Source organism: Streptomyces sp. NPDC030143 (assembly GCF_055573695.1).
On sequence record NZ_JBVIAY010000025.1, the window covers coordinates 28584 to 47842 of the forward strand.

A 19259-nucleotide genomic window follows, 5' to 3' on the forward strand; every position below is an offset into this window, starting at 1 on the left:
ACCGGTCAATAGGTCTGGACCACCTGACCGGTGCGAGCCTAGACGCCCAACTCCTGCGCCAGAACGGCCGCTTGCACCCGGCTGCGCAGTTCCAGCTTGGCCAGCAACCGGCTGACGTGCGTCTTCACCGTCGCCTCGGCCATGTCCAGACGCTCGGCGATCCCCGCGTTCGACAGCCCCTCGCCGAGGCAGGACAGCACCTCGCGCTCACGCCGGGTCAGCGCCTCCAGCACCGCCGGGTCCGTCTTCGGCGCTCGTGGGGTACCGGCCGCGAACTCGGCGATGAGCCGCCGGGTGACGGCCGGGGCGACGACGCCCTCGCCGCGCGCCACCGTGCGGATCGCCTCGATCAGGTCCCCGGCCTCGGTGTTCTTCAGCAGGAACCCCGCCGCTCCCGCCCGCAGCGCCCCGAACACGTACGCGTCGAGGTCGAAGGTGGTCAGCACCAGGACGTCCGCGAGACGCTCCTCGACCACCGTCCTGGTCGCCGACACCCCGTCCAGGCGCGGCATCTGCACGTCCATCAGCACCAGGTCCGGCCGCAACGCGCGAGCCAGCTCCACCGCCTGCTGCCCGTCCGCCGCCTCGCCGACCACCTCGATGTCGGGCGCGCTGCGCAGGATGAGGACCAGTCCGGCGCGGACGGCGGACTGGTCCTCGGCGACCAGGACGCGGATCATGCGGGTTCTCCTTCGACGTGCTCGGCGATCGGGAGGACGGCGTGGACGGTCCACCGGGCGCCCTCCGCCCCGGCGCTGAAGGTACCGCCCAGCAGCGCCGCCCGCTCCCGCATGCCGACCAGGCCCGCGCCGGATCCCGGGGCGCCCGGGCCGCCCTCCCGGTGCCCGTACGGGCTGCTCACCCGCACGTCCAACGCCGCCTCGCACTGGACGAGGGTGACGGTGACCCGGCCGGACGAGGCGTGCTTGAGGGCGTTGGTCAGCGACTCCTGGACGATCCGGTAGGCGGCCAGCTCGACCGGGGCGGGCACCTCCGTGTGCTCGGCGCGCAGGGCGACGTCGAGGCCGTTGGAGCGGGCGTTGTCGACCAGCGCGCCCAGGCCGTCGAGGGTGGGCGCGGCGGCGGGCTCGTGGTCCCCGCTGCCGTCCCGCAGGATCCCGATCAGCCGCCGCATCTCGGCGAGCCCCTCCACGCTGTTCTCCCGGACGACCTTGAGCGCGTGCCGCGAGGTGTCCGGGTCGTCCAGGGAGAGCGCGGCCGTGGAGTGGATCGCGATGGCCGACAGGTGGTTGGCGACCATGTCGTGCAACTCCCTTGCCATGCGCGCCCGTTCGGCGACGATCGCCTGGTTGCGGTCCATCTCCGCGAGCAGCGCGGTCTGTTCGGCGCGCAGCCGGGCGGCCTCGGCGGCGTCACGGTGGTTGCGCACGATCAGACCGGTGGAGGCGGGCGCGAACGAGACGACCCCGACGGCCACCCCGATCAGCAGGGCCTCGGGCACCCGCCAGGCCGCGAACGGCACGACCGTCGCGGCCACCGTGACCAGCCCGGTCACCCACGGGATGCGCCGGGCCGAGGCGGGCGTGCCGTACAGCACGGCCGCGTACACGACGTCGGTGAACATGATCAGCGTCACCACGGTGCCCTGGGTCACCGTGTCCAGGGTGAGCGCCGCAGTGGCGGTCGGCAGGGCGACGCGCGGGGCGGCCCGGCGCAGCACCTCGCAGCCCGCCATCACGGCGAGCGGCGCCAGGACCGGCCAGCGGCCGTCCAGGAGGACGATCGGCTCGTCGGCCGGACGGGTGCCCAGCCCGATGCCCCACAGCAGCAGCCCGCCGAGCAGCCCGCCGACCGCCACGTACGCGTCGAACCGGTGCGGGCGCGGGACTCGAAGGGCCATGCCCCCATCCAACACGGCCCGCCGCCCCACCACGTGATGCCACGGAAGGGTCCCCGACTGCATCTTTCGATGTAGGGGAGGTTCGTCACCGGCGACGACGACCGAGGCCGCCGCGCACCGGAGCCTGGAAGGGTGAGGGAGAGGAGCGCACCGTGATCGTCTGGTTGATCGCCGCCTGTGAGATCGGATTCTGGGTACTGCTGGCGCTGGGTCTGGCCGTCCGCTACCTGCTGAAGTGGCGCCGTACGAGCGTGGTCCTGCTGCTGTGCGAGCCCGCGCTGGAGCTCGTCCTGTTCGTGGCGACCGCCGTCGACCTGAGGAACGGCGCCGAGCCCGGCTGGGAACACGGCCTGGCCGCCCTGTACATCGGGTACACCGTGGCCTTCGGCCACTACACGATCCGCTGGCTCGACGGCCACGCCGCCCACCGTCTGGGCGGCGCCCCGCCCCCGCCCAAGCCCCCGCGCTACGGCCGCGCCCGCGCCCGTCACGAGGCGAAGCTGTGGCTGCGGGCCGTGTACGGGGGAGCCGTCGCCCTCGGCCTGCTCCAGCTCGCCGTCTGGTACGTCGGCGACTCCGGTGACGTCAGCTCGCTGCGCGCCTTCCAGTGGGTGGCCGTGCGCACGGTCGGCATCTACGGCCTGGTCGCGCTGTCCTACACCGTCTGGCCTCGCAGGGCCCCGGCCGAGGCCGGGGCGGAAGCCGGGGGCGAGGCGTCCTCGTTCCGGAAGGAGGACGCCAGGCGATGAGGCGGGCGACCGGGAACCTGCCGGAAGGCGCCGTCACCCTCGTCGTCGCCCGGTGCTGCGGCTGTGTACCGGGGACGTCGAGGTCCCGGTCGTCACCCTCACCGGGACCGGCGTGGTCGTGAGGTGCGTCGGAGCCGCGCTCGCGGTCTCCGGCGGGTGCCGGGCGGCGCGCGGCGCGGCCGGGAACCGCCAGGACCTCAGCGCTCGCCGCCCGGCACCCACAGCACGTCCCCGACCTCCTTGTTGGCCGTGCGGGCCAGGATGAACAGCAGGTCCGACAGACGGTTGAGGTAGGTCGCGGTCAGCGGGTTCATCACCTCGCCGTGCACCTCCAGCGCGGCCCACGTGGAGCGCTCGGCCCGGCGGACGACCGTGCAGGCCTGGTGCAACAGGGCCGCGCCCGGGGTGCCGCCGGGGAGGATGAACGACCGCAGCTTCTCCAGCCGCGCGTTGAAGCGGTCGCAGTCCGCCTCCAGCTTGTCGACGTAGAACTGCTCGACCCGCAGCGGCGGGAACTCCGGGTTCTCCACCACCGGCGTCGACAGGTCGGCGCCCACGTCGAACAGGTCGTTCTGCACCCGCGTGAGGACCGCGACGATCTCCTCGTCGAGACCGCCCAGCGCGACCGCCGTGCCGATGACCGCGTTCGCCTCGTTCGCGTCCGCGTACGCGGCGATCCGCAGGTCGGTCTTGGCGACCCGGCTCATGTCCCCGAGGGCGGTGGTGCCCTGGTCGCCGGTCCTGGTGTAGATGCGCGTCAGATTGACCATGCGGCCAATCTAGACCGGCCCCCGGGCATCCGTTCCGTTCCCTTCGTCACTGCCGGCCGGGGCGGCGCCAAACGGTGCGAATCCGGCAGGAATTGACGACGTGACCGGCGTCTCACGGCCTGAGACGTGAAACGCGTTACTAACCGGTCACACAGCGCCTCACGCCCGCTAGTGTCCGGCCGAGAGCCAAGGGCAGCGCGACAGGGTCGGCGATGCTCCGGATGGCTGATGCCGGTGACATCGGACGCGGGAGCGGGCAGGGCTTCTCCAAGCACTGAATCCGCACGGGCCCCAGAGGCCTCACCCCTGCGGGTGAATTCGGTATCGGTTCGCTCACAGACGGCAACCTCCGACCGCTTCCCGCAGTCAGAGGTGGCAACACCGGACATCACACCGCGGAGCACGAGACGCACGCTTAGGGGAGCGCTATGTACATCAGGGGCGACCACGTCGAGCTGGTCGTCGGGGGCCGTCTCGACGTCCGCAGCGCGGCGGACGCCCGTACGGTCCTGCACACGGCCGTGGACGACGGCGTCGGCGACCTGGTGCTCGACCTGTCCGAACTCGACTCGTGGGACGCCACCGGCCTCGGCGTCATCATGGGCGTCCACCGCCGGGCCGGCCGCTGCGGCCGCCGCCTCGTGCTGCGCGGCGTGCCGGCCCAGATGCAGCGCCTGCTGGTGGCCACCCGCCTGCACCGCATCCTCGCCATCGAGGGCGGCATCGGAGCGGAGTCCCTGCCCCGCGTCTGACACCGGGGCGGGGAGCCGGGGGGACGGCCTGCGGCTCACCGCCCGCCGGGCGCAATCCTCACCGGACTGTGACGTCTCGGACGGCACGGCACCCCGGGCTGTCGTAGATACTGTGCGAAGGTTTACGGTTCGTCTGCCCGCCGCCCGCATCCCTCTGGCGGGCACCGGACCAGAAGCGACAGCGCAGTGTGCAGCAAGGCCGGGAGGGGCTACCGCCACACGACGCTTTTGGGGGGCTTGGACCTATGGACCCGAACACCCGGGGCCCCGAGGAGTACGGCCACGACGGCGACGGCCACACGCCGCGCCCGCGCCCGCCCAGGGATCCCCTGACACCCGACTTCGCGCAGCACACGCCTTCCCTCGCCCGCACCGTGCGCCTCGTCTGCGGCGACCACCTCCTGACCGTCAACCCCGTCGACGGCAGCGAGATCGAGCTGTGCCCGCCCACGGAGCGGCCCGAGCGGCCCGCCAAACGCACTCCCGAGGACCGCGCCGAGGCCGACCGCGCCGCCCGGCCCCCCGTCCCGGCCGGACCGGCCCGGCCCGCCCAGCCGCTCCTGGGCCGCCAGGACGAGCGCGAACAGCTCGTCCGCCTGCTCGCCCGCGGCCGTACCGTCCGCCTCACCGGCCCGGCCGGCTCGGGCCGCACCAGCCTCCTCGACCTCGTCGCCGAGGACTGCGCCGACCTCGCCCCCGACGGCGTCGTCCGCCTCACCGGCTTCCGCCGCACCCCCGAGGACCTGCTGTACGACCTCTTCCACGCCGTCTACGACGCCCCCCTGTACCGCCCCGAGGACGAGGAGCTGCGCGCCCTGGTGCGCGAGATCGGCGCGGTCGTCGTCATCGACGACCTGGAGTTCGGCGGCGCCGCCCTCGACGGACTGCTCGACGCCACCCCCGAGTGCGCCTTCCTCCTCGGCGCTACCCCCGACACCCCGGCGCACTCCGCCGACTCCGCCGTCGAGGAGGTCGTGCTCAGCGGCCTCGACCGGGCCGGCGGCGTCGAGGTGATCGAGCGGGCCGTCGGCCGCGTCCTCACCGAGGAGGAGGCCAACTGGGTCGGCGACCTCTGGTTCGAGTCCGAGGGACTGCCCCTCAGGTTCGTCCAGGCCGGCGCCCTGCTGCGCCAGCGCGACCAACTGCGCGCCGGCGCCGAGGCCGTCGACCACTTCGGCGTCTTCGAGGACGCCCGCCCGCTCCCGGTCCCCGCCGACGCGCGGACGGGGGCCGGCGAGGCCGAGGAGATACCCCTGCCCTCGCTGGGCGAGGCCGCCGCGCCCGCCCCGCTGCTCGCCGCCCGCCTGAGCGCCTCGGCCCGCACCACCCTGCGGTTCGCCGTCGCCCTCGGCGGCGAGGTCCCGCACCAGGCGCATCTGCCCGCCCTGGTCGGCGACACCCACGCCGACGCCGCCCTCGGCGAACTCGCCGCCTGCGGACTCGTCTCCCCGGTCGGCCCGCGCTACCGGCTCGCCGCCGGAGTCCAGGCCCAGTTGGAGGCCGCGGGCTACGGCGACGACACCGTCGCCCGCGCCCACACCGCCGCCCAGCACTACGCCTGGTGGGCCGGACACCCCTCCGTCACCCCCGAGCGGGTCCGCGCCGAGGCCGACGCGGTGCTCGCCGCCCTCACCGTGACCGTCCCGGCGACCACCCGCCCCGAGGAGGGCGAGGAGGCCGTCGCCGTCGAGCTGGCCCGCACCGCGGCGCCCGCGTTCGCCGCCGGGCTGCACTGGAGCGCCTGGGAGCAGACCCTGCACGAGGGCGCCGAGGCCGCCCGCCTCGCCGCACAGTCCGCCGACCGGGCCTACTTCCACCACGAACTGGGCGTCCTCGCCCTGTGCACCGGGCAGCTCGAGAGGGCCCGCTCCGAGCTGGAGGCCTCCCTCGGCCTGCGCTCGGCCCTCGCCGACAAGCGCGGCACCGTCGCCGGCCGCCGCGCCCTCGCCCTGGTCGCCGACCGCTCGGGCGACGTGCCCGGCCTGCCGGTCCTCCCCGTCGCCGAGGAGGCGTCCGAGGCCCGCCGGGAGGAGCCTGTGTCGCCGCCGCGCGGTATCACCGCGGCCCTGCCGTCGGCGCCGGCCACCGGTCCCACCCTCGTCAACCGGCCGCCCTCAACCGTCGCACCCCACCGAGGCCGGACCGGCCTGCGCCGCCTGACCCGGTACAACCTGGTCGCGGTGGGCGCGGGCGCGCTGCTCGCGGCAGTCCTCGGCACGGTGGTGACCCTCGGCGCGACCTCCGACAACGACGCCAACGACCCCTCCGGCCGGGTCGGCGTCAACCCCTCCGCCACCACCGGCGGCGACGACGGCGCCCCGGGCGCGGGCACCCCGGACGAGGACACGGGCCCCGGGGACACGGGGGAGGCGACCAGCCGTCCGACGGACCCCGGACCGGACGGGACGATGGGGACGTCCGACGACCCCACCCCGACGGACGAGGCCCGTCCGTCGGACGAGCCCAGCACCTCGCCCAGCTCGGGCAGCGGCGCGTCGTCGCCGACGCCGACCGACACGACGACGCCGGGGACGACGCCCAAGCCGTCGTCGTCGCCGTCGCAGTCGCCGAAGCCCAGCGGCTCGGCGAGCACCTCGACGTCGCCGGTGCCGTCCGAGTCGCCGTCGACCCCGAGCGGCCCCCCGGACTCCAGCGCTCCCGCCTCGGCGAGCAACTCGGTGTCCTCCGCGCCCGTGAGCCCGAGCACCGCCTCCCAGAGCGGCGCGGGCTCTCCGAGCGCGTCGGACACGGTCATCTGACGCCCGGCACCGCAAGAGGGCCGGGTCCCCCGCGGGAGACCCGGCCCTTCACCGTCGTCGTGCCGCTTCTCAGAACAGCCGCAGCTTGTCGTCCTCGATGCCGCGCAGCGCGTTGTAGTCCAGGACCGTGCAGCCGATGCCGCGGTCGGTGGCGAGGACGCGCGCCTGGGGCTTGATCTCCTGGGCGGCGAAGATGCCGCGGACCGGCGCGAGGTGCGGGTCGCGGTTCAACAGCTCCAGATAGCGGGTGAGTTGCTCCACGCCGTCGATCTCGCCGCGCCGCTTGATCTCGACCGCGACGGTCTGCCCGTCGGCGTCCCGGCAGAGGATGTCGACCGGCCCGATGGCCGTCATGTACTCGCGGCGGATCAGCGTGTAGCCCTCGCCGAGCGTCTCGATGCGGTCGGCGAGCAGTTCCTGCAGGTGCGCTTCCACGCCGTCCTTGATCAGGCCCGGGTCGACGCCGAGTTCGTGCGAGGAGTCGTGCAGGACCTCCTCCATCGTGATGATCAGCTTCTCGCCCGCCTTGTTGACGACGGTCCAGACGCCTTCCTCCTCGCCCGTGCCCTCCTTCAGCGTGCAGGGCGGCGACATCCAGTTCAGGGGCTTGTAGGCACGGTCGTCCGCGTGGATGGAGACGCTGCCGTCCGCCTTCACCAGGATGAGGCGGGGGGCGGAGGGGAGGTGGGCGGTGAGCCGGCCCGCGTAGTCGACGGAACACCGGGCGATGACGAGACGCATGGTCGGCAACGCTACTCGACACCCCGGGGACCACGCGATTCGCCCCGTAAAACAGCTGTTCGTTGGTGGCCGATACTGCGCCCAACCGTCCTTCGCTATGTGGCCGTTCTCCTGGTGCGGTCACCGCCTGTTGCCTACGGTAGAGAACGGGAGGTCGCGATGCGTGTACTCAGCGTGCCCGGCGGTCGTCGGCGGACTCCCCGTTTCTGTCAGGCAACCCCTGCGCTTCGGGGGTGCGAGAGGAGAACCCATGTCGCTCGACGTCTCACCGGCCCTACTCGAACAGGCCGAGCGAGGCGAGGTCGACGAAGCAGAATTCGTCGACTGCGTCCGGACCTCCCTGCCCTACGCATGGGAGATGATCAGCTCCCTGGTGGCCCAGCTGAAGGTGGACGGCGGCCAGTTCGCCGACAACCAGACGCCCCCGCCGGACGAGCAGGCACGCGGGCAGCTGCTGCGAGCGCTGGCGAGTGACGCGATACGCGGCGCCCTGCAGCGGCACTTCGGGGTGCGGCTGGCGTTCCAGAACTGCCATCGGGTGGCTGTCTTCCCGTTGGACACCTCGGTCGACGAGTCGCTGACCCGTTTCACCTCGGTTCGCAGTCAGGTGCTGAACCAGTCCCCGGAATTCCGGGACTGCTGAGGCAGTGAGGCTGTCGCTTGCCGCTCCTCGCGAGGGAGTCACATCGGTACGGGAGCGGCAAGCTTCCCGGTCGGCCGGGCCGTTCACCGGAGGTGGGGGAGGACCTCCGCGCCCAGCCGCCGGACGTTCTCCTCCGTGGCCGCCAGGTCGCCCGAGCCCTCCACGAGGAGGGCGAAGCGCGCGATGCCGGTCCGCTCGCTGGTCGCCGCCAGGCGGTCGACGCACAGCCGTGGCGTGCCCACCGGGTGCAGCCCGCAGAGCAGCTCGGTGTACGCCACCGGGTCCCGCATCGAGCGGGCCCGGCCGTCCACCGTCACATGCGCGTCGAGCCCCTGCTTCAGCCAGCCCGGCATCGCCTTCATCAGCGTCTCCACGGCGTCGGTGCGCCGGTCGGCGATCTGGCAGACGCCCGCCGAGACGTGGCCCGCGCCGAGGACCTCCTCCGGCGACCGCCCGGCCGCGCGCGCGTGCTGCCGCCACAGGGCGACCATCTCGGCCTTCTCCTCGTCCCCCACATGCATCCCCAGCAGCATCGGCAGCCCCCGCTCGGCGGCCAGCCGGACGCTCGCCGGTGAGGTGCAGGCGACGACGACCTCCGGGCCCTCCGTCTCCGTCAGCGCCTCCGACGGGCGCGGTACGACGGGGACTTCGCGGAAGCGGAACCGTTCCCCGTCGGCGCGGACGGACGGTTCGCGCAGCCAGCGCACCAGCAGATCGAGTGATTCGGGGAACCCCTTCTCGTACGCCTCCAGGCCCGAGCCGAACACCTCCAGGTCGACCCACGGGCCGCCGCGGCCCACGCCGAGCGAGAAGCGGCCGCCGCTCGTCAGGTGCAGCAGCGCGGCCTGTTCGCCGAGGGTGACGGGGTGGGCGGTGGGCAGCACGCTGACCGCCGTACCGACCCGGATGCGCCGGGTGCGGCCCAGCAGCAAGGCGGCGAGCGTGACCGCCGACGGGCACGTGCCGTAGGGCACGAAGTGGTGCTCGGCCAGCCAGACCGAGTCCAGGCCCGCCTGCTCGGCGACCTCGGCGGAGCGGACCGCTCGGTGCAGCGCCTCTCCCTGGCCCTGCCCCGGGAACTGGGCCGCCAACACGAAACTTCCAACACGCATGGGACTTTCCTGCTTCCTCGGCTCCGACACGGAGCTCCCCCATCCGGCATAACCGTCCGACACGTGCCGAGGACACGGTCCGGTGGGGAGATTTGCGGATTGTCTGCAGAATCGGTCCCGGCGGAGCGGCAGTTGTGGGGGTTCGACGCCCTACGGGTACCCCCTGCCGCGCCGCGTAGGCTGGACGGGAACCGTACTCCCTGTATAGCCCCGTGAGGTGTCCCGTGTCCCCGCGTCGCAACCGACCCAAGGGTGACGGCTCGTCCGGCCGGAGCCCCGAGGACGACCGCGCGAGTCGTTACGGCGGCTGGCAGTCCAGCGTCAGCTGGCAGGACGAGGAGTGGAGCGTGCGGCACGTGGCCGGCGCGAGCGCGCAGGGCAAGAGCTACCGCTGTCCCGGCTGCGACCAGATGATCCCCGGCGGTGTGCCGCACGTCGTCGCCTGGTCCGAGCACGCGGGCGTGGACGACCGCCGGCACTGGCACAAGGCGTGCTGGAACGCGCGGGACCGCCGCACCCCGGGGGTGCGGCGGTCCCGTAACGCGCCGAGGTTCTGAAACCCTCCGGGCCCCTCACACGTCCCGCTTCTCCAGCAGCGCGAAGGCGGCGGCGAACGCGGCGGCGGTCACGCCGAGCGCGATCCACAGCGGGTCCCAGCCCGACGGGCCGGTGTCCGTCAGCGAGGTGGAGTAGAAGACGCTGAGCTGATTGGGGATGGAGTACTCGAACAGGGCCTGGCGCAGGTCCTCGAGGGACTCCGCGAACATGAACAGCGCGATCACCAGCGGCGCCAGCACGAGGCCGATCATGATGGTGATGGCACCCGCCGAGTGCCGGATGATCGAGCCGACGGCCAGCGAGAGCAGACCGAGCAGCGCGATGAAGAAGGACACACCGACCGTGGCCTTCAGCCACGCGCTGCCGGAGGGCCCGTCGGAGCCGCCCAGCAGGGCCACGTCCACCATGGCCACCAGCACGGTCGACACCAGCGTCACCACGAAGGCGACCAGGAAGAACACGATCCCCTTCGCCGCGAGCACCCGGCCGCGCGACGGGCAGGCCGTCATCGTCGTGCGGATCATGCCGGTGCCGTACTCCGAGGCCGTGGTCAGCACGCCGAGCGTGATCACGCACATGCTGCCGAGGAGCAGCCCGAAGAAGCCGAACGACAGCGGGTTCTCGCCCTGCAGGTCACCCTCGTCGGTGTTGCCGGCCACCACCAGGGCGGTCAGCAGGCCGATGCCGACGACGAGCAGGACGAACACGCCGAGCGTCCACATCGTCGAGCGCACCGACCGGATCTTCGTCCACTCCGAGGCGATCGCGTTGCCCAGGTGCGCGCGCACCACGGGGATCGGCGAGGTGTAGGCGGGATACGCGGCGGACCCGGGCGCCGCCTGCCAGGCGGGCGCGGCCTGCTGGGCCGGGGGCTGGGGGGTGCTCATCGGGCGTCCTCGGTCGTGGTCGGGGCGTCGGCGGCGGGCGCGGCAGGCGCGGCGGGCGCCGGGGCGGCCGGGGGCTGGTCCTGGGGCGCGGGCGGCGTGACGGGCGCCGCGGCCGCCGGGACCGCGCCGGGGGCCGACGGGGCCGCAGGCTGCGCGGGGGCGTACGGGTTGGCGCCGGCCGGGGCGGCGGGCGGCGCGGCGTAGGGGCCGCCCGGAGCGGCCGGCTGCGGCGGCGCGTAGCCCTGCTGCGGGGGCGGCGGGGCGTACCAGCCCGGCTGGCCCTGGCCCGGTACCGGCATCGGGGGCTGCGCGCCGGGCGGCAGCGGCTGCTGGAGGCCGGCCCGCTGGTCGGTCGTGGACCGGTAGTCGACGGCGCCCTGCGTCATCCGCATGTACGCCTCCTCCAGCGAGGCCTGGTGCGGCGAGAGCTCCCACAGCCGCACGTCGGCCTCGTGGGCGACGTCGCTGATGCGGGGCAGGGGGAGGCCCATGACGCGCAGGGCGCCGTCCTGCTCGGGCAGGACCTGGCCGCCCGCCTCGGTGAGCGCGGTGGCGAGCTTCTCGCGCAGCTGCGGCTCGGTGTGCGGGGTGCGCACGCGGGCGAAGTCCGCGGAGTTGGCGGAGATGAAGTCCTTCACGCTCATGTCGGAGAGGAGCTGTCCGCGTCCGATGACGATCAGGTGGTCGGCGGTCAGCGCCATCTCGCTCATCAGGTGGGAGGAGACGAACACGGTCCGCCCCTCCGCCGCGAGCGACTTCATCAGGTTGCGCACCCAGAGGATGCCCTCGGGGTCGAGGCCGTTGACCGGCTCGTCGAACAGCAGCACCTGGGGGTCGCCGAGGAGCGCGGCGGCGATGCCGAGCCGCTGTCCCATGCCGAGGGAGAAGCCCTTGGACCGCTTCCTCGCCACGTCCTGGAGGCCGACCACGCCCAGCACCTCGTCCACCCGCCGGGCCGGGATGCCGGAGAGCTGGGCGAGGCTGAGCAGGTGGTTGCGGGCGTGCCGGCCGCCGTGCACGGCCTTGGCGTCCAGCAGGGCGCCGACGTGACGGGGCGCGTTGGGCAGCTTGCGGTAGGGGTAGCCGCCGATCGTCACCGACCCCGAGGTCGGGTTGTCCAGGCCGAGGATCATCCGCATGGTCGTCGACTTGCCCGAGCCGTTCGGCCCGAGGAAGCCGGTGACGGCACCCGGTCGTACCTGGAAGGAAAGGTTGTACACAGCGGTCTTGTCGCCGTAGCGCTTGGTCAGGCCGACTGCTTCGATCATGCTCCGCACCCATCGACAGGTTCAGGACAGCGGGGCACACGCCCCCCGTAAGGGTTAGGAGGATATCCGGGTGCTGACGGTTCCGCTCAAATGAAGGTGAGCCCAGAGCTTCACGCATCGCGTTTCTTCAGCAGAACGTACCCGCCGGCGAGGGCCGCCACCACCCACACCGCCATGATCGCGAGCCCGCCCCAGGGCCCGTACGGCGTGTCGTCGCCGACCGGGGTGACCACCTGCATGATCTTGCTGCCGGCCTGGTCGGGCAGGTACCGGCCGACCTTCTTCGTCGCGTCGACGTTGCCGAGGATGTTGGAGATCAGGAAGAAGAACGGCATGAGGATGCCCAGCGACAGCATCGGCGAGCGCAGCATCGTGGCCACGCCCATCGAGAACACCGCGATGAGCGTCATGTAGAGCCCGCCGCCGATCACCGCCCGCAGCACCCCGGGGTCGCCGATCTCCGCCCGGTGCGAGCCCAGCATCGCCTGACCGAGGAAGAACGCGACGAAGCTGGTGGCGAGCCCCACCGCGAGTGCCAGTCCGGTCGCCACCGCGATCTTGCTGAACAGGAAGGTCCCGCGCTGCGGCACGGCGGCCAGCGACGTGCGGATCATGCCGGTGCTGTACTCGTTGGAGACCACCAGCACCCCGAACACGATCATCGCGAGCTGGCCGAGGGTCATCCCGGCGAAGCTGATGAACGTCGGGTCGAAGGAGAGCCGGTCGTCGCGGTTCATCCGGTCGAACTCGTTCCTCGACAGCGCGGAGATCAGCATGCCGAGGGCGACGGTGACGACCACCGCGAGGGAGAGCGTCCACACCGTGGACGCCACGGAACGGATCTTCGTCCACTCCGACCGGATGACCTGGGTCGCCGCCATGTCAGTCCCTCCCCCGGCCGTCGCCCCACTGCGGCGCGGACGGCTGCCCGGTGTGCGCGTGGTACTCGACCGACTCCGCGGTCAGCCGCATGAACGCCTCCTCCAGCGAGGCCTGCTGCGGACTCAGCTCGTGCAGCACGATCTGGTGCCGCGCGGCCAGCTCCCCGATGGCCTCCGCCTTGCCGCCGTCGACCTCCAGCGTGCCGTTGCCGGTCTCCACGACCGTGATGCCCGCCCCGTGCAGCACGTCGAGCAGCCGCTCGCGCTGCGGGGTGCGGATCCGCACGTACGCCCGCGAGTTGCGGGCGATGAAGTCGGCCATGGAGGTGTCGGCGAGGAGCCGGCCCTGGCCGATGACGACGAGGTGGTCGGCGGTCAGCGCCATCTCGCTCATCAGGTGGGAGGAGACGAACACGGTCCGCCCCTGCGCCGCGAGCGACTTCATCAGGTTGCGGATCCAGTGGATGCCCTCGGGGTCGAGGCCGTTGACCGGCTCGTCGAACATGAGGATCCGCGGGTCGCCGAGGAGCGCGGCGGCGATGCCGAGCCGCTGCCCCATGCCCAGCGAGAACCCCTTCGCCTTCTTCCTCGCGACGGCCGACAGCCCCACCTCGTCCAGCACCTCGCGTACCCGCCGCGGCGGAATGCCGTTGCTCTGTGCCAGGCACAGCAGGTGGTTGTGGGCGCTGCGCCCCGGATGCACGCCCTTGGCCTCCAGCAGGGCGCCGATGCACGTCAGAGGGTCCTTCAGCCGGTCGTAGTGCCTGCCGTCGATCCGCACGTCCCCGGCGGTGGGCCGGTCCAGACCGAGGATCATCCGCATGGTGGTCGACTTGCCGGCGCCGTTGGGACCGAGGAAGCCGGTGACGATGCCCGGTCTGACGGTGAAGGTGAGGTTGTTGACCGCCACCTTCTCGCCGTACCGCTTGGTCAGCCCCTCGAGCTCGATCATGCGGCCCACGCTAGAACGGGGAAAAGCCCCCCGCCACCTCAGTGACGGAGGGCTCCACCGATTTTCAGCCGCCGTACGACCGCCCGTTACCGGGGCCGCCGTACGACCGCCCGTTACCGGGGCCGCCGTATGACCGCCCGTTACCGGGACTGCTGCGCCGGCACCCCGCGGGAGATCGGCTCGTCGTCGGCCGGCGTGCCGGCGGCGGCGACCGCGGCGCCCGTGAGCGTCGCGAGCATCTCGCGGACGTTCGTCAGCTGGGCGTTGATGGAGTCGCGACGGTTGGTGAGGGCCGCCAGCTCGCGCTCGGATTCCGAACGGATGCGGTCCGCCTTGGCATTGGCGTCGGCCACGATGTCCTCGGCCTGACGCTGCGCCGTCTCGACGGTCTGGCGGGCGCGGCGCTCGGCGTCCGTGCGCAGCTTCTCCGCCTCCAGGCGCAGCTGCTCCGCGCGGTGCTCGATCTCCGCGAGGCGCTTCTCCGCCTTCTGCTGACGGGACGCCAGGTCGCGCTCGGACTGCTCGCGGCGCTTGGCGAGATTCGTCTCGAAGTCGGCGGCGGCCTGCGCGGCCTTGGCGCGGGTCTCCTCGAAGAGGGCGTCGGCCTCCTCACGCTTGGACTGCGCGTCCTTCTGGGCCTCGGTGCGCAGCTGCGACGCGTCACTCTTGGCCTTCTCGACGATCCGGACGCCCTCGTCCTCTGCCTTGGCCTTGCGCTCCGCAGCGAACGATTCTGCGTCGTTGCGGACCTGCTGGGCCGCCGACTCGGCGAGCTCGCGGTGCTGCTCGGCCGCGCGACGGGCCTCCTCGCGCAGATCCTTGGCCTCCTCCTCCGCGAGACGGAGGATCTTCTCGACCCGCGCGCCGAGACCGGCATACGACGGCTCCGCGTCGCTTACCTGCGCCTGGGCGTTCTGCGTCTCGAGGTGGAGCTCCTCGATGCGCTTTTCCAGAGCGGTGATGCGGGTGAGAGCGCTGTCACGGTCGGAGACGAGCTTGGAGATCCGTTCGTCCACCTGAGCGCGGTCGTATCCACGCCGCACAAGCTCGAAGCCGTAGGGGGAAGTGTCGCTCATGGGGTTCCTGTCGAATGAGACCGGTGAGGTGATAGGGGAATCCTAGGGGCCGAAGCAGTGTGTCATCGAGCGGATGCGTGTTTGATCTGAAGAAGGACACCCCTTTTGGGTGGCTAACCGGCCGACTGCTTGCCAAAGAGTTGGTCAAAGGCCCCAGACTTCAACGTAACCCCCCCACTTGGCTAGCCGTCCGACGACTTGCCACCCGATCGAGGGGCTCCGACCGTCGCGCCGGCCTTGACGCCGCCGTCCTTGTTCGCCGCGGGCGCCTCGAAGGACTCCAGCGCCTCCAGCACGTCCTGCACCCGCGAGATCTCGGCGTTGATGTCCTCGCGCCGGCGGACCAGCACCTCCAGCTCGCGCTTGCCCTCCTCGACCGTGCGCCGCGCCTCGCGGATCGCCTCGGCCTTGAGCTCCTCGGCCTCCTTGATCAGCGCCGACTTCTTCTGCTCGGCCTCCTTGAGCAGCCCCTCGGCCTTCTTCACCGCGGCGATGCGGACCTTGCCGGCCTCCGAGTTGGCCTCCGACACCAGCTCCTTGGCCTTGGCCTGCGCCTTGGCCAGCTGCTCCTCGGCGGCCGTGATCAGCGCGTCGCAGCGGTCACCGGTCGACCTCATCGTCTCGGCGGCCTCGCGACGGGCCCGGTCGTGCAGCTCCTCGATCTCGGCGGTGATCCGGTCGCGCAGCTCCTGCGCCCGCTCCCTTATGGCGGTCGCGTCGCGGCGCGCGCCGACCAGCAGTTCGTCCGCGTCCGTACGGGCCTTCTCCACCCGCGCGTTGCCCTCGACCGTCGCCTCGGAGACCAGCCGGTCGGCCTCCCGGCGGGCCGCGCCGACCATCGAGTCGGCCTGCGCCTCCGCCTCCGCGGTCGTCTTCAACGCCTGCTGCTGCGCCTCGGTGAGGAGCTTGTCGGCCTCGGCCGTGGTCTCCGTGATGAGCGTGTCGACCTGCTCGGCCGCCTCCGAGCGCCGCTTGTTGGCGTCCTTGCGCGCCTCGTCCAGCGTGGTGTCGGCCTCCTCGCGGGCGACGCTCATCATCCGGTCGGCCTCCGCGGCCGCCTCCGCCTTGACCCGCTCGGCCTCCCGCCGGATCCGCTCGGCGTGCTGCTGCGCGGCACCCACCATCTCGGCGGCCTCGGCGCGCAGCCGCTCCGCGTCGCCGGAGGCGTCCCCGATCAGCTTCTCCGCCTTGGCGACCGACTCGGCCCGCAGCCGCTCGGCCTCCTCGACGGCCGCGGTGCGCACCCGCTCCGCCTCGGCGGCCGTCTCCGACTGGAGCCGCTCGGCCTCGGCGATGGTCTCCGTCTGCAACCGCTCCGCCTCGGAGCGCGCCTCGGTGATGAGGGTGTCGGCCTGCGTCGCCGCGTCCGACCGGATGCGGTTGGCGTCCTCGCGGGCGTCGGCCCGGGTCCGTGCGGCGGCCTGGTCGGCCTCCGCCAGGGCGTCCGAGGCCTCCGTGCGCACCCGCTGGGCGTGCGCGGAGCTCTCCGAGCGCAGCCGCTCCGCCTCCGCGATCGCCTCCTGGACGGTCCGCTCGGCGAGCGCCCGGGCGGCCTCCGTCTCCTCGCCGGCCTCGCGCCGCAGCCGGGAGGCGTCCTCGCTGGCCCGCTCGCGCTCGGCGTAGGCGTCGGCGCGGACCCGGTCCGCCTCCTCCTCGGCCTCCCGCCGGGTGCGGTCCGCCGCGTGCTCGGCGGCCGAACGCAGTCCGGTGATCTCCTCCTGCGCCTGCTCGTGCAGCCCGGCCACGGAGTCGCGCACCTGCTGCGCGTGCTGGTCGGCGGCCGACACCATCTCGGTGGTGCGCCGGTCGGCCTCCTCCACCAGCCGTTCGGCCTCGGCCTGCGCGTCCTCCACGCGCCGACGCGCAGACGCCAGCAGCTCCTCGCTCTGCTCGCGGGCCCGCTGCCGCTCCTGGTCGGCCTCCTGCCGGGCCGAGCCGAGGAGTTCCTCGGCCTCGCGGCGGCGCCGGGCGGCCTCCTCCTGGGCGGCGGCCAGCGTCTCGGACGCCTCGGCGGCCAGTCGCTCGGCGGCGGCCTGCGCCTCCGCGCGCACCCGGTCCGCGGTGTCCTGCGCCTCGGACTTCAGCCGCTCCGCCTCCGCCGCGGCCTCCGACCGCAGCCGTACGGCGACGGCCTCGCCCTCGGCGCGTGAGGCGGACGCGTCGGCGGCGGCCTCGGTGCGCAGCCGGTCGGCCTCGGCCTCGGCCTGCTGCCGGAGCGAACGGATCCGCTCGGCGGCCTCGGCCCGCAGCCGCTCGGTCTCCTCGACGGCCTCACGGCGGATCCGCGCGGCCTCCTCACGGGCGTCCGTCAGCGCCTGCTCGGCGGCTCCGAGGCGGGCCTCCGCCTCGGAGTGCAGCCGGGTCAGCTCCTCGGCGGCCTCCGCCTGCCGGGCCTCGACGGCGCGCTCGGTCTCCTCGCGCAGCTCGCGGGCGGCCCGCTCGGCGTCGGCGGTGATGCCCTCCGCCCGCTCGTCGGCCTCGGCGCGGTGCCGCTCGGCCTCCTTGCGCGTGCGCTCCAGGGTCTCCTCGGCCTGCCGGCGCAGCGCGGTGGCGCGCTCGATGGCCTCGGTGCGGACCTTCTCGCTGTCCGCCGTCGCCTTCTGGCGCAGCTCGTCGGCGTCGGCCTTGGCCTTGGACAGCAGCTCCTCGGCGGTCTTGGCCGCCTCCTCGATCTGCTGGACGGCCTCCTTGCGGGCCTCCGCGCGGATCTTCTCGCCCTCGCCGACCGCGTCGGCACGCAGCTGCTCGGCCTCGCCGCGCAGCCGGCGGGCCTCCTCCTGCAGCTCGACCGTCTTGGCGCGGTACTCCTTGGTGTCGTCCTTCGCCGCGCCCTTGAGCTGCTCGGCGATGTCGTGCGCCTCGGCGCGCAGCCGGTCCGCCTCGGCCTCGGCCTCCCGGCGGATGCGCTCGGCCTCCTCGGCGGCGGCCTTCGTGGTGCGCTGCGCGTCCTCCTGCGCCTTGTTGAGGACGTCCTCGGCGGTCTTGGCCGCCTTCGACAGCTGGGTCGCGCTCTCCTCGGCGGTGATCGTGCGGGCCTTCTCGGCGGCCTCCGCGACGATCTTCTCGGCCTCGGCACGGGCGTCGGCGACGAGCTGCTCGGCGTCCGCCTTGGTGGACTCGGCCTCCTTGGTGGCCTCGCTGACCAGCCGGGCGACCTGCTCCTTCGCCGTACGGGTGCGCTGCTCGTTGGCCGACTCGGCGCTCGCGAGCGCCTTCTCGGCGGCCGACTTCGCCTCGGCGACGAGCTTCTCCGCCTCGGCGCGGGCCTCGCGCAGCGCGGTCTCGGCCTCGGTCATGCGCTGCTCGGCGGCGCGGCTCAGCTCACCCGCCTGGCGGCGGGCCGCGTCGGACTCGGTGGCCGTGGAGGTGCGCAGCGCCTCGGCGTGGTCGGTGGCCTCCTGGGCCTGTGTGGAGGCGGCGTTCAGCAGGCGCTCGGCGTCCGTGCGGGCACGGCGCAGGAGCTGCTCGGCCTCCGCGCGGGCCGCCTCGGCCTCGCTCTGGAGCCGCTGCCGGGCCTCCGTCGCCAGCCGCTCGGCCTCGGCGCGGGCGGCGGCGAGGGCCTGCTCGGCCTCGGCGCGCGACTCGTCGAGCAGCCGGCGCGCCTGGGCCTCGGTGCGGGCGCGCAGTTGCTCGGCCCACGCCACGTTCTCGTTGACGTGCGACTCGACGGTCTGGCGGCGCTCCGCGAGCTCCTGGTCGAGCTGCTGACGCCGGGTGACCGCCTCCTGGTGCAGCTCCGCCTGGAGCCGGGCCGCCTGCTCGGCGTGTTCCTGGAGGATGCGCTGGGTCTGCGCCCGCGCCTGGCTCAGCTCGCGCTCGGCGTCGACGCGGATCTGGTCGGCCTGCATCTGCGCGTTGCGCAGCAACTGTTCGGCCTGGTAGCCGATGTCGCCGCCGTCGAACGCGGGCCGGGACATGATGGTGCGCCGCGCCTCGTGCAGCTTGGCGCGCAGCACCTCGACCTGGTAGCCGAGGTCCTCGGCGTGCTGGATCGCCTTTTCCCGCTCGGTCTTCAGCCGCTTCATCTCGGCTTCGAACCGAGTGAGGTGGTCGACGTCAGCCGCCGGCTCCCGCTCCTGGCTCTCGTAGCCCCGCACTGCGCGGTCCCATCCGTCCCCTGGTCGCAACCTTCTCCGAACGAGCTCCGTCCATCCGCCGAACGGGGCCCCCGGGGAATGGTGTCAGATCAACGGCGGAGCACGGGCTGCCGCCCCGACGCTCGTCCCCCGAAACCCGGACCCCGGCTGGGT

At 73.2% G+C, this 19259-nt stretch carries 17 protein-coding genes; 6 read left to right on the plus strand and 11 right to left on the minus strand.

What is annotated here, in order from left to right; genetic code table 11:
- Window positions 1–38 precede the first annotated feature (38 nt).
- Window positions 39–680, minus strand: a complete 642-nt coding sequence (locus tag ACZ4YY_RS31380; RefSeq protein ID WP_468298049.1) for a response regulator — start codon at window positions 678–680, stop codon at window positions 39–41.
- Entirely contained in the window at window positions 677–1861 is a 1185-nt protein-coding gene (locus tag ACZ4YY_RS31385; protein WP_468298051.1) for a sensor histidine kinase, read from the minus strand. Before ACZ4YY_RS31385 ends, ACZ4YY_RS31380 begins: the two co-directional genes overlap by 4 nt.
- Before the next feature lie 152 nt (window positions 1862–2013).
- Between ACZ4YY_RS31385 and ACZ4YY_RS31390 the strand changes: the two genes are divergently transcribed.
- Window positions 2014–2610: a hypothetical protein gene (locus ACZ4YY_RS31390; protein WP_468298053.1), complete on the plus strand. Its 597-nt coding sequence runs from the start codon at window positions 2014–2016 to the stop codon at window positions 2608–2610.
- A 52-nt stretch (window positions 2611–2662) separates the two neighbouring features.
- A complete protein-coding gene (locus ACZ4YY_RS31395; RefSeq protein WP_468298055.1) occupies window positions 2663–2875 on the plus strand; it encodes a DUF5708 family protein in 213 nt (70 codons plus the stop codon).
- Here the strand turns inward: ACZ4YY_RS31395 and ACZ4YY_RS31400 are convergent.
- Complete coding sequence (locus ACZ4YY_RS31400; RefSeq protein WP_468298057.1) at window positions 2808–3380, minus strand: cob(I)yrinic acid a,c-diamide adenosyltransferase; 573 nt, start codon at window positions 3378–3380, stop codon at window positions 2808–2810. The genes ACZ4YY_RS31395 and ACZ4YY_RS31400 overlap by 68 nt on opposite strands.
- A 428-nt stretch (window positions 3381–3808) precedes the next feature.
- Between ACZ4YY_RS31400 and ACZ4YY_RS31405 the strand changes: the two genes are divergently transcribed.
- Both ACZ4YY_RS31405 and ACZ4YY_RS31410 read left to right on the plus strand, forming a co-directional pair.
- Window positions 3809–4132 carry an STAS domain-containing protein gene (locus ACZ4YY_RS31405; protein WP_468298059.1) on the plus strand — a complete coding sequence of 108 codons (324 nt, stop codon included), beginning with the start codon at window positions 3809–3811 and terminating at the stop codon, window positions 4130–4132.
- A gap of 245 nt (window positions 4133–4377) precedes the next feature.
- Entirely contained in the window at window positions 4378–6891 is a 2514-nt protein-coding gene (locus ACZ4YY_RS31410; RefSeq protein WP_468298061.1) for an ATP-binding protein, read from the plus strand.
- Between the two features lie 69 nt (window positions 6892–6960).
- On the opposite strand, the gene nucS is transcribed toward ACZ4YY_RS31410, so the two are convergent.
- Window positions 6961–7632 carry an endonuclease NucS gene (gene nucS / locus ACZ4YY_RS31415; RefSeq protein WP_468298063.1) on the minus strand — a complete coding sequence of 224 codons (672 nt, stop codon included), beginning with the start codon at window positions 7630–7632 and terminating at the stop codon, window positions 6961–6963.
- A 250-nt stretch (window positions 7633–7882) separates the two neighbouring features.
- On the opposite strand from nucS, the gene ACZ4YY_RS31420 reads away from it, so the two are divergent.
- Entirely contained in the window at window positions 7883–8275 is a 393-nt protein-coding gene (locus tag ACZ4YY_RS31420) for an SCO5389 family protein (protein WP_468298065.1), read from the plus strand.
- Window positions 8276–8358: 83 nt separating this feature from the next.
- On the opposite strand, the gene ACZ4YY_RS31425 is transcribed toward ACZ4YY_RS31420, so the two are convergent.
- Complete coding sequence (locus ACZ4YY_RS31425; protein ID WP_468298067.1) at window positions 8359–9387, minus strand: LLM class flavin-dependent oxidoreductase; 1029 nt, start codon at window positions 9385–9387, stop codon at window positions 8359–8361.
- A gap of 224 nt (window positions 9388–9611) precedes the next feature.
- Here ACZ4YY_RS31425 and ACZ4YY_RS31430 point away from each other — a divergent pair, with 224 nt between their 5' ends.
- Window positions 9612–9944 carry an ATP/GTP-binding protein gene (locus tag ACZ4YY_RS31430; RefSeq protein ID WP_468298069.1) on the plus strand — a complete coding sequence of 111 codons (333 nt, stop codon included), beginning with the start codon at window positions 9612–9614 and terminating at the stop codon, window positions 9942–9944.
- A gap of 15 nt (window positions 9945–9959) precedes the next feature.
- Here ACZ4YY_RS31430 and ACZ4YY_RS31435 read toward each other — a convergent pair whose 3' ends face one another.
- The 6 genes from ACZ4YY_RS31435 to scy all read right to left on the minus strand — a co-directional run bounded on the left by ACZ4YY_RS31435 (window position 9960) and on the right by scy (window position 19106).
- Window positions 9960–10832 (minus strand): ABC transporter permease, encoded by an 873-nt coding sequence (locus ACZ4YY_RS31435; protein ID WP_468298072.1) that lies wholly within the window; start codon window positions 10830–10832, stop codon window positions 9960–9962.
- The gene (locus ACZ4YY_RS31440) at window positions 10829–12100 is read right to left on the minus strand and encodes an ABC transporter ATP-binding protein (RefSeq protein WP_468298074.1); all 1272 of its coding nucleotides are present in this window, start codon (window positions 12098–12100) and stop codon (window positions 10829–10831) included. Before ACZ4YY_RS31440 ends, ACZ4YY_RS31435 begins: the two co-directional genes overlap by 4 nt.
- A gap of 110 nt (window positions 12101–12210) precedes the next feature.
- Entirely contained in the window at window positions 12211–12981 is a 771-nt protein-coding gene (locus ACZ4YY_RS31445) for an ABC transporter permease (protein ID WP_468298076.1), read from the minus strand.
- Between the two features lies 1 nt (window position 12982).
- A complete protein-coding gene (locus ACZ4YY_RS31450; RefSeq protein WP_468298078.1) occupies window positions 12983–13933 on the minus strand; it encodes an ABC transporter ATP-binding protein in 951 nt (316 codons plus the stop codon).
- Window positions 13934–14073: 140 nt separating this feature from the next.
- Window positions 14074–15009, minus strand: coding sequence for a cellulose-binding protein (locus tag ACZ4YY_RS31455; RefSeq protein WP_468298081.1), 936 nt, complete (start codon window positions 15007–15009; stop codon window positions 14074–14076).
- Window positions 15010–15191: 182 nt separating this feature from the next.
- On the minus strand, window positions 15192–19106 hold the full coding sequence (scy, locus tag ACZ4YY_RS31460; RefSeq protein WP_468298083.1) for a polarized growth protein Scy: 3915 nt from the start codon (window positions 19104–19106) through the stop codon (window positions 15192–15194).
- Window positions 19107–19259 lie beyond the last annotated feature (153 nt).

Coding starts and splice junctions, on each gene's coding strand:
- ACZ4YY_RS31380 (WP_468298049.1), bottom strand. CDS start 680: ATGATCCGCGTCCTGGTCGCCGAGGACCAGTCCGCCGTCCGCGCCGGA.
- ACZ4YY_RS31385 (WP_468298051.1), bottom strand. CDS start 1,861: ATGGCCCTTCGAGTCCCGCGCCCGCACCGGTTCGACGCGTACGTGGCG.
- ACZ4YY_RS31400 (WP_468298057.1), bottom strand. CDS start 3,380: ATGGTCAATCTGACGCGCATCTACACCAGGACCGGCGACCAGGGCACC.
- ACZ4YY_RS31405 (WP_468298059.1), top strand. CDS start 3,809: ATGTACATCAGGGGCGACCACGTCGAGCTGGTCGTCGGGGGCCGTCTC.
- ACZ4YY_RS31410 (WP_468298061.1), top strand. CDS start 4,378: ATGGACCCGAACACCCGGGGCCCCGAGGAGTACGGCCACGACGGCGAC.
- nucS (WP_468298063.1), bottom strand. CDS start 7,632: ATGCGTCTCGTCATCGCCCGGTGTTCCGTCGACTACGCGGGCCGGCTC.
- ACZ4YY_RS31420 (WP_468298065.1), top strand. CDS start 7,883: ATGTCGCTCGACGTCTCACCGGCCCTACTCGAACAGGCCGAGCGAGGC.
- ACZ4YY_RS31425 (WP_468298067.1), bottom strand. CDS start 9,387: ATGCGTGTTGGAAGTTTCGTGTTGGCGGCCCAGTTCCCGGGGCAGGGC.
- ACZ4YY_RS31435 (WP_468298072.1), bottom strand. CDS start 10,832: ATGAGCACCCCCCAGCCCCCGGCCCAGCAGGCCGCGCCCGCCTGGCAG.
- ACZ4YY_RS31440 (WP_468298074.1), bottom strand. CDS start 12,100: ATGATCGAAGCAGTCGGCCTGACCAAGCGCTACGGCGACAAGACCGCT.
- ACZ4YY_RS31445 (WP_468298076.1), bottom strand. CDS start 12,981: ATGGCGGCGACCCAGGTCATCCGGTCGGAGTGGACGAAGATCCGTTCC.
- ACZ4YY_RS31450 (WP_468298078.1), bottom strand. CDS start 13,933: ATGATCGAGCTCGAGGGGCTGACCAAGCGGTACGGCGAGAAGGTGGCG.
- ACZ4YY_RS31455 (WP_468298081.1), bottom strand. CDS start 15,009: ATGAGCGACACTTCCCCCTACGGCTTCGAGCTTGTGCGGCGTGGATAC.